Source organism: Bradyrhizobium sp. USDA 4486 (assembly GCF_054057995.1).
Genome location: NZ_JBSRZV010000001.1, coordinates 7,473,642 through 7,487,679, shown reverse-complemented (window position 1 = coordinate 7,487,679; position 14,038 = coordinate 7,473,642). Strand labels below are relative to the sequence as shown.

Annotated in this window: 13 protein-coding genes and 1 pseudogene; 12 read left to right on the top strand and 2 right to left on the bottom strand. The window is 65.6% G+C overall.

Features of this window, described 5'->3' with window-relative positions:
• Positions 1-101 precede the first annotated feature (101 nt).
• Positions 102-962: a 23S rRNA (adenine(2030)-N(6))-methyltransferase RlmJ gene (locus ACVWY3_RS35365; protein WP_456842580.1), complete on the top strand. Its 861-nt coding sequence runs from the start codon at positions 102-104 to the stop codon at positions 960-962.
• A gap of 250 nt (positions 963-1,212) precedes the next feature.
• The gene (locus tag ACVWY3_RS35360; protein WP_008544396.1) at positions 1,213-1,428 is read left to right on the top strand and encodes a cold-shock protein; all 216 of its coding nucleotides are present in this window, start codon (positions 1,213-1,215) and stop codon (positions 1,426-1,428) included.
• A gap of 70 nt (positions 1,429-1,498) precedes the next feature.
• Here the strand turns inward: ACVWY3_RS35360 and ACVWY3_RS35355 are convergent, their stop codons facing one another.
• Positions 1,499-2,122, bottom strand: a complete 624-nt coding sequence (locus tag ACVWY3_RS35355; protein ID WP_456842579.1) for an outer membrane protein — start codon at positions 2,120-2,122, stop codon at positions 1,499-1,501.
• 246 nt (positions 2,123-2,368) lie between these two features.
• Between ACVWY3_RS35355 and uvrC the strand changes: the two genes are divergently transcribed.
• From uvrC to ACVWY3_RS35320, 7 genes and pseudogenes are all read left to right on the top strand, one after another.
• Complete coding sequence (uvrC, locus tag ACVWY3_RS35350; RefSeq protein ID WP_456842578.1) at positions 2,369-4,429, top strand: excinuclease ABC subunit UvrC; 2,061 nt, start codon at positions 2,369-2,371, stop codon at positions 4,427-4,429.
• 93 nt (positions 4,430-4,522) lie between these two features.
• Positions 4,523-5,141, top strand: a pseudogene (gene pgsA, locus ACVWY3_RS35345) (CDP-diacylglycerol--glycerol-3-phosphate 3-phosphatidyltransferase).
• Positions 5,138-5,389, top strand: a complete 252-nt coding sequence (moaD, locus tag ACVWY3_RS35340) for a molybdopterin converting factor subunit 1 (RefSeq protein WP_456842577.1) — start codon at positions 5,138-5,140, stop codon at positions 5,387-5,389. The pseudogene pgsA and the gene moaD overlap by 4 nt, the downstream one beginning before the upstream one ends.
• A 228-nt stretch (positions 5,390-5,617) precedes the next feature.
• Entirely contained in the window at positions 5,618-6,085 is a 468-nt protein-coding gene (locus ACVWY3_RS35335; protein ID WP_456842576.1) for a molybdenum cofactor biosynthesis protein MoaE, read from the top strand.
• Positions 6,085-7,065: a 50S ribosomal protein L3 N(5)-glutamine methyltransferase gene (gene prmB, locus ACVWY3_RS35330; RefSeq protein WP_456842575.1), complete on the top strand. Its 981-nt coding sequence runs from the start codon at positions 6,085-6,087 to the stop codon at positions 7,063-7,065. The genes ACVWY3_RS35335 and prmB overlap by 1 nt, the downstream gene beginning before the upstream one ends.
• A 108-nt stretch (positions 7,066-7,173) precedes the next feature.
• Positions 7,174-7,758 carry a phage holin family protein gene (locus tag ACVWY3_RS35325; protein ID WP_456842574.1) on the top strand — a complete coding sequence of 195 codons (585 nt, stop codon included), beginning with the start codon at positions 7,174-7,176 and terminating at the stop codon, positions 7,756-7,758.
• Between the two features lies 1 nt (position 7,759).
• A complete protein-coding gene (locus ACVWY3_RS35320) occupies positions 7,760-8,890 on the top strand; it encodes a YihY/virulence factor BrkB family protein (protein ID WP_456842573.1) in 1,131 nt (376 codons plus the stop codon).
• Between the two features lie 50 nt (positions 8,891-8,940).
• Here the strand turns inward: ACVWY3_RS35320 and ACVWY3_RS35315 are convergent, their stop codons facing one another.
• On the bottom strand, positions 8,941-9,774 hold the full coding sequence (locus ACVWY3_RS35315; RefSeq protein WP_456842572.1) for a class I SAM-dependent methyltransferase: 834 nt from the start codon (positions 9,772-9,774) through the stop codon (positions 8,941-8,943).
• Positions 9,775-9,896: 122 nt separating this feature from the next.
• On the opposite strand from ACVWY3_RS35315, the gene ACVWY3_RS35310 reads away from it, so the two are divergent.
• The 3 genes from ACVWY3_RS35310 (at position 9,897) to ACVWY3_RS35300 (ending at position 13,937) form a co-directional block, all read left to right on the top strand.
• Positions 9,897-11,447 carry a winged helix-turn-helix domain-containing tetratricopeptide repeat protein gene (locus ACVWY3_RS35310; protein ID WP_456842571.1) on the top strand — a complete coding sequence of 517 codons (1,551 nt, stop codon included), beginning with the start codon at positions 9,897-9,899 and terminating at the stop codon, positions 11,445-11,447.
• 144 nt (positions 11,448-11,591) lie between these two features.
• On the top strand, positions 11,592-13,067 hold the full coding sequence (locus tag ACVWY3_RS35305) for an EAL domain-containing protein (protein ID WP_456842570.1): 1,476 nt from the start codon (positions 11,592-11,594) through the stop codon (positions 13,065-13,067).
• Between the two features lie 15 nt (positions 13,068-13,082).
• Positions 13,083-13,937, top strand: coding sequence for a TIGR01459 family HAD-type hydrolase (locus ACVWY3_RS35300; RefSeq protein ID WP_456842569.1), 855 nt, complete (start codon positions 13,083-13,085; stop codon positions 13,935-13,937).
• Positions 13,938-14,038: the final 101 nt, after the last annotated feature.

The window sequence follows — 14,038 nt, the reverse complement described above, 5'->3', positions numbered from 1 at the left end:
CGGGATTCTCAGGTGCGCAATTGCGCACCATAGCTCGGTGCTAACGCACCGCCCGAAATGACGGCAGTTACTTTCATCGCGCGATGTCGTAACTGTCCGCCATGAACTACCGCCACGCTTTCCATGCCGGCAACTTCGCCGATGTCATCAAGCACATCGTGCTGGCGCGCATCATCACGTACCTGCAGGACAAGCCGGGCGCGTTCCGCGTCATCGACACCCATGCCGGCGCCGGGCTCTACGATCTCGAAAGCGACGAGGCGCGGCGCGGCGGCGAGTGGCTGACCGGCATCGCGCGGCTGATGCAGGCACGTCTTTCCAACGAGACTGCGGCGCTGACGAAACCCTATCTCGACATCGTCCGCGCCTTCAATCCGAAGGGCGAGCTCAAGGCTTATCCGGGCTCGCCGCTGATCGCGCGCGGCCTGCTCCGGCCGCAGGACCGGCTCGTTGCCTGCGAGCTCGAGCCGAAGGCGCGCAAGGCGCTGATCGACGTGCTGCGACGCGACGAGCAGGCCCGCGTCGTCGATCTCGACGGCTGGGTCGCGCTGCCCGCCTTCGTACCGCCGAAGGAGCGACGCGGCCTCGTGCTGATCGATCCGCCGTTCGAGGACAAGGACGAGTTCGAAAAGCTCGGCGAAGCCTTCGCAAAGGCCTTCGCGAAATGGCCGACCGGTATCTATGTAATCTGGTATCCGGCCAAGAACCGGCGCGCCACCGACACGCTGGCGCAATCGGTGGCACGGCTCGCAGCCGCAGCAAAGCCTCCCGGAAAATGTCTGCGCCTCGAATTCAGCGTGTCGCCGCAGCTTGATGGCGCAGCGCTCACCTCCACGGGGCTCCTGATTGTCAATCCCCCCTACACACTGCAAGGCGAACTCAAGACCGTCCTGCCGGAGCTCGAAATGCCGCTTGGCCAGGGCGGCGCTGCCAGATTCCGATTAGAGGTACCTCGACCGTAACACTCCGGCATTCTTGGGAAAAAGATGCAGGAGCGGTAGTCAATCTGCAACGAACCGTATTATGCTGTTTGCGTGACTGGCTTTACGTTCCGCTTCCGCGAATGGTTGCGGCGGAGTGAAGGCCTAAGAAAGATCCGACGGACCGATGAGGTCCGCCCAAGGATGGCCAGCTCCCGGGCTTCGTGAGGCCCGGTCATGTTGTGACGTGAGTCTGCGTCGCGACGGAGGAGCAATGAGGGGGAGTTTCCCGATGGCCATGACGGGGACGGTCAAGTTCTTCAACGGCGAGCGCGGCTACGGTTTCATCAAACCTGACGACGGCGGTCGCGATGTCTTCGTTCACATCACCGCTGTGGAGCGGGCAGGATTGAAGGACCTTGCCGAAGGACAGCGTATTACTTTCGAAGTCGAACCGGACAAGAAGGGGAAGGGACCGAAGGCGGTCAACTTGGTCATCCTCTCCTAGCGCGCCTGGCTAAAAAAATCCCGGCCGCGAGCGGCCGGGAAGTTGTGTCCGGTATTTTCTTCTTCAGCTATCAGAAGTGATAGTTCACGCCTGCGCGCACAACACTGGCGCTATAGCCGTTGGATACGCCTGTAATCGCGAACTGGCTCGTCGACAGATCGATGTAGAGGTATTCGAGCTTCGCGCTCCAGTTCGGCGCGAGCCCGACTTCGGCGCCGGCGCCGATGGTCCAGCCGGCGCTGGTGTGCGACTCCGTCCAGCCGAAGGTCTGCGCGCGCAGCTCGCCGAAGGCGAGGCCTGCGGTGCCGTAGAACAGCACGTTGCTGAACGCATAGCCGGCGCGGCCGCGCAGCGTGCCGAACCACGGATTTGAGAACTTCCACGGCGCGAAGGTGTCGTCGGCGCCGGCTGCCTGGATGTCGCCCTCGACGCCGAACACCCACGGGCCGTTCTGGAAATTATAGCCGGCCTGCACGCCGCCGACGAAGCCGGACGGCTTTGCCGGGTTGTTGTCGACTGAGCCCCATTCGTAGCCGATGTTGCCGCCGAGATAGGGACCGGCCCAGCTATACGCATTCAGCGGCTGGTTGACGGTATAGGGCGCACGCGGCCCGTAATTGAGATCGGCGGCCTCTGCCGAAGCTGTCCAGCCGGCGGCAACCAACGCGGCTGCGCCCACAACGAACCACTTCATCGGTACTCTCCAACACAACTTGCCGCCCCCACGATGCCGCGCCGCCGCGCGAGGCCACCGCATGGTTACGGAACCACGACTTTTTCGCGTAGGATTTATCGAGAGTTTTAAGTTAAAGGCCTGTTAAGCCGGGTTACCGCGCTGTTAACAGGCTTAAGCAAGCGTTACCGGGAACTGCGCCGCCTGCCTGTGCGCGCGGCATGGCCGGAACTTCAAATCGGTCCCCCCAGCGCCTAAATTCGCCCCATGGTTCACGACTCCCCCGACAGTCCGGACGAGCGCGCGCGCAAACCGCTCCGCCCTGATACAACCAACGCGCCGCCGGAGAGCCTGACGCCGCCGGACCTCGATCCCGCCACCACCGGCGGCGAGGATGAGGACGATGCGCTGCTGCCTGACATCCTCGAAGAGAGCGGCGCGGTCGGCGAAGGTCCGCTGGCGATCGGCCATGAGGCGATCGAGCGCGCGGTCCGGCTGGCCCCGACCTCGCCCGGCGTCTACCGCATGCTCAATGCCAATGCCGACGTGCTCTATGTCGGCAAGGCCAAGAACGTCAAAAAGCGCCTGTCGAACTATGCGCGCCAGAGCGCGCCGCAGCCGGCCCGCATCCTGCGCATGATCGCGGCCACGGTGACCGTGGAGATCGTCTCGACCAACACCGAGACCGAGGCGCTGCTGCTGGAAGCCAACCTCATCAAGCAGCTGCGGCCGCGCTTCAACGTGCAACTGCGCGACGACAAATCGTTTCCCTATATCCTGATCACCGGCGACCATTGGGCTCCGCAGATCCTCAAGCATCGCGGCGCGCAGACCCGGCCCGGGCGCTATTTCGGCCCGTTCGCCTCTGCCGGCGCCGTCAACCGCACCATCACCGCACTTCAGCGCGCGTTCCTGATCCGCTCCTGCACGGATTCCTTCTTCGAGAGCCGCACCCGGCCCTGCCTGCTCTACCAGATCCGCCGCTGCGCCGGGCCCTGCACCCGCGAGATCGACTTCGGCGGCTATACGACGCTGGTGCGCGAGGCGACGGACTTCCTCTCCGGCAAGAGCCATGCGGTGAAGCAGGAGCTTGCCGGCGAGATGGAGAAGGCGGCCAGCGAGCTCGAATTCGAGCGCGCCGCGCTCTACCGCGACCGCCTCGCCGCGCTGTCGGCGATCCAGTCGCAGCAGGGCATCAATCCGCGCACCGTGGAGGAAGCCGACGTGTTCGCCATCCACCAGGAGGGCGGCTTTTCCTGCGTCGAGGTGTTCTTCTTCCGCACCGGCCAGAACTGGGGCAACCGCGCCTATTTCCCGCGCGCGGAGAAGACCTTCACACCGGAGGAAGTGCTGAGCGCGTTCCTTGCCCAGTTCTACGACGACAAGCCGCCGCCGAAAGTCATTCTGCTCTCGCACGAGATCGAAGAGAGCGAGCTGCTCGCCAACGCGCTGGCGATCAAGGCCGGCCACAAGGTCGAGGTCACCGCGCCCAAGCGCGGCGAGAAGAAGGAACTCGTCGCACACGCGCTGACCAATGCGCGCGAGGCGCTCGGCCGCAAGCTCGCGGATACTGCCACGCAAAGCCGCCTGCTCGACGCCATGGCCACCACGCTCGGCCTACCGCATGCGCCCAAGCGCATCGAGGTCTACGACAACAGCCACATCCAGGGCACCAATGCGGTCGGTGCCATGATCGTCGCGGGACCCGATGGCTTCGTGAAAAACCAGTACCGCAAGTTCAACATCAAGTCGGAAGGGCTCACGCCGGGCGACGACTACGCCATGATGCGCGAGGTGCTGGAGCGCCGCTTCAAGCGCCTGATCAATCCGCCCGAGGACGCCGCCGGCAAGGCGAAAGACGACGACTTCCCGCAATGGCCCGACCTCGTGATCATCGACGGCGGCCGCGGCCAGCTCAACGCCGTCAGGGAGATCTTTGCCAATCTCGGCCTGACCCAGGTCTCGCTGATGTCGGTCGCCAAAGGGCCCGACCGGGATGCCGGCCGCGAGACCCTGTTCATGCCGGAGCGCGAGGCGATCAAGCTCGAGCCGCGCGATCCCGTGCTCTATTTCATCCAACGGCTCCGAGACGAGGCCCACCGCTTCGTCATCGGCTCGCACCGCAAGCTGCGCAAGAAGGACATCCGTGAGGCCGGCTTGCAGGAGATCCCAGGCATCGGCCCGTCGCGCAAACGCGCCTTGCTGCACCATTTCGGAACCCTGAAGGAGATCGAACGGGCCTCGATCGCCGATCTCGGTAAGGTTCCGGGGGTCAGCGCCGAGAGCGCCCGCCGGATTTTCGAGTATTTCCATCCCCAGCCGGGATGAACTAAAGGGGACGGGGTCATATCGTCGTCGCATCCCGTAGCCCATGTGGGAGGAACGGTTGACCTCAGGCCATCAGCGGTATTGGTAGGACGGATGAACATCGCCACGACACGAGGGACGACCAGCCGCGCGATGTCCCTTCCCGAACATCCTGACCTATGGCCGGATCGCCGCGATCCCGGTCGTGGTCGGATGCATCTATGCGCAGTCGATCATGGACTATCCGCTGTGGCTGCGCTGGGTCGCGGTCGCCATCTTCATCGGCGCCGCGGTCACGGACTATCTCGACGGCTATTACGCGCGGATCTGGAATCAGCAATCGGCGTTCGGCCGGATGCTGGACCCGATCGCCGACAAGCTGCTGGTCGCCTCTTGCCTCCTGATGCTGGCCGCCGACGGCATCATCCATGGCTGGTCGCTGTGGGCCGCCATCGTGATCCTGTGCCGCGAGATCCTGGTCTCGGGCCTGCGCGAATATCTCGCGGCGCTTCGCGTCAGCGTGCCCGTGACCAAGCTCGCCAAATGGAAGACCACCGTTCAGCTCGTCGCCATCGGCTTCCTGCTCGCAGGTCCCGCCGGCGACGAGATCGTTCCCGTCGTCTCGCTGATCGGCCTCGTCCTGCTGTGGGCCTCGGCGCTGTTGACCATGTACACCGGCTACGACTATTTCCGCGCCGGCATCCATCATCTCATCAAGGAGGATGAAGGATGAAGGTGAAGTACTTCGCCTGGGTGCGCGAGCGCATCGGCAAGGCCGAGGAGACCATCGAGCCGCCCGCGACGGTGCGCACCGTCGAGGAGCTGATCGCCTGGCTGTCCGCTCAAAGCGAGGCCTACGCCTACGCGTTCGAGAAGCCCAAGGTGATCCGCGCCGCGATCGATCACGCCCACGTCAAGTCGGATGCCGCGATCGCAGGTGCCCGCGAGATCGCGTTCTTCCCGCCGATGACCGGCGGCTAGGCCGATGTTGTCGAACAGACCAGCGTGCGACCTCGCCTCACCTCTCCCCAACGGGGAGAGGCGTAGGCCGCCTTCGGCGGCCGTGTTGGAGAACGCCGAGGCAAAGCCTCGGCTATGTCGCGGAAGCGATCCGGGTGAGGAGCGCAGGTCTCACGAGAGAGCAGATCCCCTCACCCGCGCCTTCAGCGCGACCTCTCCCTATGGGAGAGGTGTAGAAGCGGCTAGACCATGACCTGCCCCGTCACCATTCGCATCCAGGAAGACGATTTCGACATCGCACGCGAGATCGCGATCCTGACCAGGAGCCGCACCGACATCGGCGCGGTCGTGAGCTTCTCCGGTATCTGCCGCGCCGACGAGGGCAGTTCGACGATCTCCGCGCTCACGCTCGAACATTATCCCGGCATGGCGGAGGAGGAGATCCAGCGCCACGTCGACGAGGCCATCTCGCGCTGGCCGCTCAACGGCGTGACGGTCATCCACCGCGTCGGGCGGTTCGTGCCCGGCCAGAACATCGTGCTGGTGCTCACCGCCTCGCAACACCGCCGGGCGGCGTTCGAAGCGGCCGAGTTCCTGATGGATTACCTGAAGACCAGCGCACCGTTCTGGAAAAAGGAAGAGAGCGCCACCGGGAGCGGCTGGGTCGAGGCCCACGCCCGTGACGACGAGGCCGCCGCACGCTGGACGAAATCCTGATGGCAAGAGCATCCAAGAAGACAACGCGCGGCCGCGCCGCACCGAAACTCGCGCAAGCCACACCAAGGCTCGCGAAGGTCGGCCGCGGCGAGCTGCTCAGGCTGATCGATTTCGTCCGCTACGCGGTGAGCCGTTTCACCGAGGCGAAGCTCGCCTTCGCCCATGGCACGACCGATCCGGTCGCCGAGGCCGTCTTCCTGGTCTGCGAGGCCTTGCATCTGCATCCCGACCAGTTCGAGATCTTTGGTCATGCCTGCGTCACGGCGGCGGAAAGCAAGACCCTGCTCGATCTCATCCACAAGCGCATCACCACGCGCAAGCCGGCGGCTTATCTCGTCAACAAGGTCTACATGCGCGGCCTGCCGTTCTATGTCGACGAGCGCGTCATCGTTCCGCGCTCCTTCATCGGCGAGCTCCTGGATTCCCATTTCGGCGGCGACGGCGAGCCCGGCTCGCTGATCGACGACCCCGCGGGTGTCGATCGCGCGCTCGATCTCTGCACCGGCTCCGGCTGTCTTGCGATCCTCGCCGCGTATCATTTCGCGAATGCCACGGTCGATGCCGTCGACATCTCCAAGGGTGCGCTCGAAGTCGCCGCGCGCAACGTCGGCGAGCACGGGCTCGATGACCGCATCACGCTCCACCGCGGCGATCTGTTCGCCCCGCTTGGCGATGCCAGATATGACCTCATCATCACCAATCCGCCCTACGTGGATGCCGAAGGCATGGCAGCATTGCCGCCCGAATGCCGGGCCGAGCCGAAGCTGGCCTTCGACGGCGGGGCCGATGGTCTCGACGTGGTCCGTCGCATCCTGAGCGGGGCACCCGACCATCTGACGCCGAATGGCGGCTTGATCTGCGAGATTGGCCGCGGTCGCGAGCTCGTCGACGAAGCCTTCCCGGAACTGCCGCTGCTGTGGCTGGACACGGAAGACTCCGAAGGCGAGGTATTCTGGATCGCGGCCGCCGACCTTGGCTGATCCGTTACGACCGCCACCGTCCCAACGGAAGCCACCGTGCAACGGAACAAGTCAAATTCGGCCACGTTCATCCCCCGATGCATTGTCTCGCTCTCGGAGGATGTCCGCATGCTCGCGCCATCGGGCGAATTGCTACGCGCCGGCGTGGCGCTCAAGCTCAATCACGTCAAACGCGCTGCTCAATCCTATCTGCGTGACCAGACCAGCCAGGCCACCGGCAAGGTGACATCTTACGCCGTGGCGGCCGGGCTGTTCGCCGTCGCCGGCCTGTTCGTTGTTGCGGCATTTTTCGTGGGACTGATCGCATTGTACCGCTGGGTCGCGATCACCTACGGACAATTCTGGGGGTTGGGCGCCGTCGCCGCCATACTGCTGGTGCTGGCCGCCGTCTGCGCCGGAGTCGCGATGGCTCAGATGAAGCGCAAGGCCAAGCCGATCGTGCCGCTTGCGAGCCGTCTGCGCGTGGCGGTCACGACGCCGCGGATTCCCCGCGGAACGGTCAAGCAGGCAGTGAAGGAGGTGGCGACGACGATTCCCCTCGCGCCGCGCGCACCCGGCGAACGCGGCCATGGCGGGACTTGGCCGGTTCGGACCAACCGGCCCGTGCAGCTTGGCCTGATGCTCGCAGCGGTCGGGCTGCTGGGCGTCACGGCGGCGCGCCGGCGGCGCCACGGGCAAAGGTTGGAGACGTGACATGCTGGTGCGGCGCACAGAGCAGCTCGACTCCTGGCTGCTGATCGCCGCCACGGCCGTGTTCGTGCTGACCGCCGAGCGCTACTTCCAGGACTCCGGCCTGATCCGTCCGGGACCTCCGCAGGATCGCCGCAACAGCGAGGGGAATTCACCGGAAACGAGCCCGGCAGGCGCGGCGACGCAGCCAGGCCACGGCCGCCGGTCGAAAAGCCCGTTCGCGATCCCCTGGGCCGGCTGGAAGGACATCTTCTGGCGCACCTATCAGCGCATCGACGACGATCGCCTGCTCGCCACCGCCGGCGGCGTCGTGTTCTTCGGCCTGCTGGCGATCTTTCCGGCTATCACGGCGCTGGTCTCGTTCTACGGATTGTTCGCCAATCCCGCCACCATCAGCGACAATCTCCAGAAGCTGGCGATGATGCTGCCCCAGGGCACGTTTGAAATCGTCGAGGAGCAGGTCGGACGCGTGGTGTCGAAGGGCAACACTGCGCTCGGCGCTACCTTCCTGTTCGGCCTCCTGCTCGCGATCTGGAGCGCCAATGCCGGGGTCAAGGCGATCTTCGACGCGCTCAACGTCGCCTATGAGGAGCGCGAGAAGCGCAGCTTCATCAAGCTGAACCTGGTGTCGCTGGCCTTCACGGTCGGCGGCATTGTCGCGCTCCTGGTGATGGTCGGCGCCGTGGTCGCCTTCCCGCTCGCGCTCGATCATCTCGGCATCGCCCCCGAGAGCAAGCTGATCGTCGCGCTGGCCCGCTGGCCGCTGCTGTTCCTGATTCTGATGGTTGCGCTCGCCATCCTCTACCGCTTCGCGCCAAGCCGCGATGCGCCGCGCTGGCAATGGCTGAGCCCTGGCGCACTGACGGCCGCCATTCTCTGGATCGCCGGCTCGTCGCTGCTGTCCTGGTATCTCTCGTCCTTCGCCAATTACAACGCGACCTACGGCTCGCTTGGTGCGGCGATCGGCCTGATGATGTGGATGTGGATGTCGGCGATCGTCATCATGTTCGGCGCCGAGCTGAACTCGGAGATCGAGCGACAGACCCTGCGCGACACGACCACTGGTCGTCCCAAACCGCTCGGCAGCCGCGAGGCGGTCGCGGCCGACACGGTCGGTGCCACCGCGCCATTCTAACCAGTGGCGACGATCAGGCCGAAGTCGATCCGGCCTGATCGCACTAAATCTCAGCGCTTGGTGATGACCGCTTCCAGATATTCGCTGTGCACGACGATGGTGCCGTCATCGGCATGGTTGAACTCGTCGAGCAGCGCCATAAGATCGCGCTTCAGCGCCGCCTGGCCGGTTTCGTCGAGCGCGGCAAACGCCTTCAGCGTCGGCCCGTAGAAGGTCTTGAAGATTTCGAGCCAGTGGTCCGGCGAGCGGTAGCGGAACACGAACATGCGCGGCTCGGCGGCGATCTCGGAAGCCTTGCTGCCGAACATCTCCTCGAGCCGCGCTCGGGTGCCCCACAGCGCCGGCGACTTCACGCCCGCGGGCGGGGCGACATGCTTGCCGATGGTCTTGAAGAGCTGGCCGATAAAACCCTGCGGCGTCCAGTTGGCGAGGCCGATCCTGCCGCCTGACTTGCACACCCGCGCGAGCTCTGAAGCTGCCTTGTCCTGGTCCGGCGTGAACATCACCCCGAAGGTCGAGAGCACGACGTCGTAGCTGTTGTCCGCAAACGGCAGCGCCTCGGCATCCGCCTCGCGGAATTCGACCGTCAGATGTTCCGCCGCCGCGCGCTCCTGTCCGCGCTTGAGCAGCGCCGGCACGTAATCGGTGGAAGTGACCTCGCACCAGCGCCGCGCCGCGGCCAATGTCGCGTTGCCATTGCCGGCGGCGACGTCCAGCACCTTGCTGCCGGCGCGTATGTCGAGTGCCTCACAGAGCTGCTCGCCGACAATCTGCAAGGTGGTGCCGACGACGGCATAGTCGCCGGACGACCAGGCGCCATGCTGGCGCTGCTTGACGGCGGCAAGATCGGGTATGGCGGGCTTGAGTGCGGCGGAGGTCGACATGAGCAATCTCCTGCGGGTTGAAAACGCCGGGACGATAGGGCGCACGCGCATCGCTGGCCTTGAGAGCGGCGTTATTTTACGCTGAGGCCGCCTTGATTTCCGCGCGGGAGCGAGGAGGGATTGTGACGTTTCAGTTCGAGGATTTCGTGCTCGATCCCGAGCGTCGCGAATTGCGGCGGGCGGACGCGCTCATCGCGCTCGAACCTCAGGTGTTCGATCTCCTCATCTATCTCGTCCGCAACCGGGAGCGCGTGGTGACGCGGGATAATCTGCTCGACGCGGTCTGGAACGGCCGCGTCGTCTCGGAATCGACGCTGACCAGCCGGATCAATGCGGCACGGCGCGCGGTCAATGACAATGGCGAGGAGCAGCGGCTGATCCGCACCATCGCACGCAAGGGCGTGCGATTCGTAGGCGCGGTGACCGAGCGCACCGACGCAGCGAAACCGGCCCCCACGGCCGCAGCGCCGGCCGGACTGCCCCTACCTGATCGCCCGGCGATCGCCGTCCTGCCCTTCACCAACATGAGCGGCGAGGCCGAGCAGGACTATTTCTCCGACGGCATCAGCGAGGACATCATCACCGCGCTATCGAAGCTGCGCTGGTTCTTCGTGATCGCGCGCAACTCCTCCTTCATCTACAAGGGCCGAACGGTACATCTGCGGCAGGTCGCCGAAGAGCTCGGCGTGCGCTATGTCGTCGAAGGCAGCGTCCGCAGGGGCGGCGACCGCGTCCGCATCACCGCGCAGCTCAACGACGTCGCCACTGGCAGTCATCTCTGGGCCGAGCGCTACGACCGCGAGCTCGCCGACGTGTTCGCCATGCAGGACGAGATCACCGAAGCCATCGTCGCCGCGATCGAGCCCCAGCTTTACGCCGCGGAAAATTTTCGTGCAGAGCGCAAGCCGCCCGACAGCCTGGACGCCTGGGACCTCGTGATGCGCGCGCTGTCGCATTACTGGCGCGTGACGCGGCAGGACCATGTCGTGGCACAGGCGCTGCTCGAAAAGGCCATCGCGCTAGACCCGAACTACGGCAAGGCGCTCGGCCTGCTCGGCTCCAGCTACATGTTCACCGCGCATATGGGCTGGATGGAGATGGCGACCGCTATCACCGCCGCCGAGCGCGCGGCGCGCGCGGCGATCCGGGCCGACGACGAGGATGCCTGGGCACATAATGCGCTCGGCCACGTCAATCTGTTCGCCCGGCGCTTCGAGGACTCGCTCGCCGAGTTCGAAACCGCGCTCCGGCTCAACCCGAATTTTGCGTTGGCGCAGGGCTATTATGGACTGGCCTTGGGCTATTGCGGCCGCTGGCAGGAGGCCGACGAGGCGGCGCGCAGGGCCATCCGCCTCAGCCCGCGCGATCCCTATGGCCCCGTCTATTTCGGCATCGCCGCCTATGCCCGCTTCCTCGGCAGCGACTACGCGGAAGCCATCCGCCTTGCCCAGGAATCCCTGCGCCAGCGCAGCGACTTCGTCGGCGCACACCGGGTGCTGACCGCGGCCGCAGGCATGGCCGGGCAAACCGCGATCGCCCGTGCCGCCCTGGAGGAGCTCCGCCGCACCCAGCCCAACGTGTCGCTGGCCTGGATCGCCGAGTTCATGCCGATCAAGCTCGCCGCCGACCGCGAGCACTACCTCGAGGGCTTTCGCCGCGCCGGTCTGAAATAAGCCGCAACGAGGCCGCTATCCCCCGAATCAACAATGATGTTAAGCTCATGCGGCTTGGGGGAGCATGAGGCGTGACGGGGTTCGGACCGCGACCCGTGTTTTCCCGGGATGAGGCAGTCAGCTCTTTGAGGCGTAACGCGCGGCATGATTCGCATTTCGACGATCTTCATCGCCATCTGCATGGTTCTGGTTGCCGCCTCGCTCGGCCTGGTGCTCTTCTCGGTCGCTGGCATCAGCGGAACCGAATCAGCGATCGTGGCGCTGACCGCGCTGACCTTCCTGATCCTCTACAACGCCGTCTCGATGCGGCTGCGCGACCGCAGCGACGTCGGCGGCCAGATCGCCGATCTCTCGCGCGGCACCGCCGACCTCGCCCGCCAGGTCGCCGAGTTCGGCCGCCGCTTGGCTGCAATCGAGGGACGCATCGCCTCGTCCAATTCGACCAATTCCGACCGCATCCAGTCAGTGGTCGGCGAGATCAACGAGCTCGGCGGGCTGGTCAAGCAGCTCGCCACCACGGTGTCGGCGCATGAGGATCTCCTGGCTGGTGCAGCGCCAGGGCCCTCTCCCGCTCCCGTCGCAGGGCCGGAAGCGGAGGCGCCAATCGACGTGGTTGCACCGTTCGATCAGACGCCGGTCGCCCCTCCCCCGCTTGCCGCGCCGCCATCGCGGCCGGCGGCACCGGTGGTCCAGACCCACACCGCCAATCAGGCTCACGCCGCCAGCGGCCGTAACCAGACCCAATTGCTGGCGACGCTGCGCAACGCGGTCGACGAGAACCGCATCGACATCTTCCTCCAGCCGATGGTGACGCTGCCGCAGCGCAAGGTGCGGTTCTACGAGGCCGTGACGCGGGTCCGTGACGAGCGCGACCAGCTGATCGCGGCCGAGGAGTTCATCAGCATCGCCGAGGCCTCCGGGCTGATCGGGCGCATCGACAACATGGTGATGCTGCGCTGCGTGCAGGTGCTGCGGCGCCTGATGGTGCGCAACAAGGATGTCGGCGTGTTCTGCAACGTCGCGGCCTCGACGCTCGGCAACTCCACCACGTTCGCGCACTGCCTCGACTTCCTCGAGGCTAACCGGGCGCTGGCGCCCTCGCTGGTGCTGGAGTTCAAGCAATCGACCTTCCGCAATCTCGGCCCGGCCGAGACCGAGAACCTCGCCGCGCTCGCCCAGCGCGGCTTCCGCTTCTCGATCGACCATGTCACCGATCTCAGGATCGAGCCGCGCGAGTTCGCCGATCGCGGCGTGCGCTTCATCAAGGTGCCGGCGACGCTGCTGCTCGATCCCAGGCAGGCGTCGGCCTCCGATATCCACCCGTCCGACCTTTCCGACCTGCTCGGCCGCTTCGGCATCGACCTCATCGCCGAGCGGATCGAGGGCGAGCGCGCCGTGGTCGACCTGCTCGACTATGACGTGCGGTTCGGCCAGGGCTTCCTGTTCGCACCGCCCCGGCCATTGCGGCCGGAGGGGGCATCTGCTACCGGCGGGTCCGCGCCGAACCAGGCGCAGGACACTCAGGGATCCAATGGCCCCGCTTCCCGCAGCCCAAGCGCGTCAACCGCACCTCCGACACAACGCATCACCGGTAACGCCGCGCTCGCGCGCCGCATCTGATCGGCCGCGCGCATCATGACCACGCTGCATTTCGCCCAAGGCCTGCGCCAGCTCGTGGGCGGCGTCGAGGTCGTGCTCAGCGACATCTGGGGCGTGGTCCATAACGGCCTAGAATCCTTTCCCGAGGCTTGCGAGGCGCTGCACACCTATCGCAGCCGCGGCGGTACCGTGATCCTGATCACCAACGCGCCGCGCCCGGCCGACTCCGTGCAGCGGCAGTTGCGCAAGCTCGGCGTCGCCGACGAGACCTATGACGCCATCGTGTCATCGGGCGATTTGACCCGGCTCTATGTCGGCGAGCACCCCGGCAGCAAGATGTTCTGGCTCGGCCCCGAGCGCGATAACTCGATCTACCGCGGCCTCAATGCGACCACCGCGCCGCTCGAGGAAGCTGACTACATCGTCTGCACCGGCCTCTATGACGACGAGACCGAGACGGCGGAAGACTATCGCGGCATGATGCTGAAGGCGCGCGAGCGCAAGCTGACGTTGGTCTGCGCCAACCCCGACATCGTGGTCGAACGCGGCGACCGGCTGATCTATTGCGCCGGCGCGATCGCGGAGCTCTATCGCGAGCTCGGCGGCGAGGTGATCTTCTACGGCAAGCCGCACCGGCCGATTTACGAGCGCGCAATGCGGCTGGCCGGCGAACGCCAGGGCCACATGATCGACCGGAAGAAGGTGCTGGCGATCGGCGATTCCGTCCGTACTGACTTAACCGGCGCGCGCGAGTTCGGCATCGACTGCCTGTTCGTCACCCGCGGCATCCACGCCGAGGAGTTCGAGGGCCTCGACCAGCTCGACCCGAATTCGGTGATGGAATTGTTCGGACATCCACCGAAGGCGCTGATGCGCGAATTGAAGTGGTGATTTTCTAGATTTAGCTGCGTCATTCCGGGGCGCGCGAAGCGCGAACCCGGAATCTCGAGATTCCGGGTTCGGTGCTAACGCACCGCCCCGGAATGACGAAC

Coding starts and splice junctions, on each gene's coding strand:
- ACVWY3_RS35365 (WP_456842580.1), top strand. CDS start 102: ATGAACTACCGCCACGCTTTCCATGCCGGCAACTTCGCCGATGTCATC.
- ACVWY3_RS35360 (WP_008544396.1), top strand. CDS start 1,213: ATGGCCATGACGGGGACGGTCAAGTTCTTCAACGGCGAGCGCGGCTAC.
- ACVWY3_RS35355 (WP_456842579.1), bottom strand. CDS start 2,122: ATGAAGTGGTTCGTTGTGGGCGCAGCCGCGTTGGTTGCCGCCGGCTGG.
- uvrC (WP_456842578.1), top strand. CDS start 2,369: ATGGTTCACGACTCCCCCGACAGTCCGGACGAGCGCGCGCGCAAACCG.
- moaD (WP_456842577.1), top strand. CDS start 5,138: ATGAAGGTGAAGTACTTCGCCTGGGTGCGCGAGCGCATCGGCAAGGCC.
- ACVWY3_RS35335 (WP_456842576.1), top strand. CDS start 5,618: ATGACCTGCCCCGTCACCATTCGCATCCAGGAAGACGATTTCGACATC.
- prmB (WP_456842575.1), top strand. CDS start 6,085: ATGGCAAGAGCATCCAAGAAGACAACGCGCGGCCGCGCCGCACCGAAA.
- ACVWY3_RS35325 (WP_456842574.1), top strand. CDS start 7,174: ATGCTCGCGCCATCGGGCGAATTGCTACGCGCCGGCGTGGCGCTCAAG.
- ACVWY3_RS35320 (WP_456842573.1), top strand. CDS start 7,760: ATGCTGGTGCGGCGCACAGAGCAGCTCGACTCCTGGCTGCTGATCGCC.
- ACVWY3_RS35315 (WP_456842572.1), bottom strand. CDS start 9,774: ATGTCGACCTCCGCCGCACTCAAGCCCGCCATACCCGATCTTGCCGCC.
- ACVWY3_RS35305 (WP_456842570.1), top strand. CDS start 11,592: ATGATTCGCATTTCGACGATCTTCATCGCCATCTGCATGGTTCTGGTT.
- ACVWY3_RS35300 (WP_456842569.1), top strand. CDS start 13,083: ATGACCACGCTGCATTTCGCCCAAGGCCTGCGCCAGCTCGTGGGCGGC.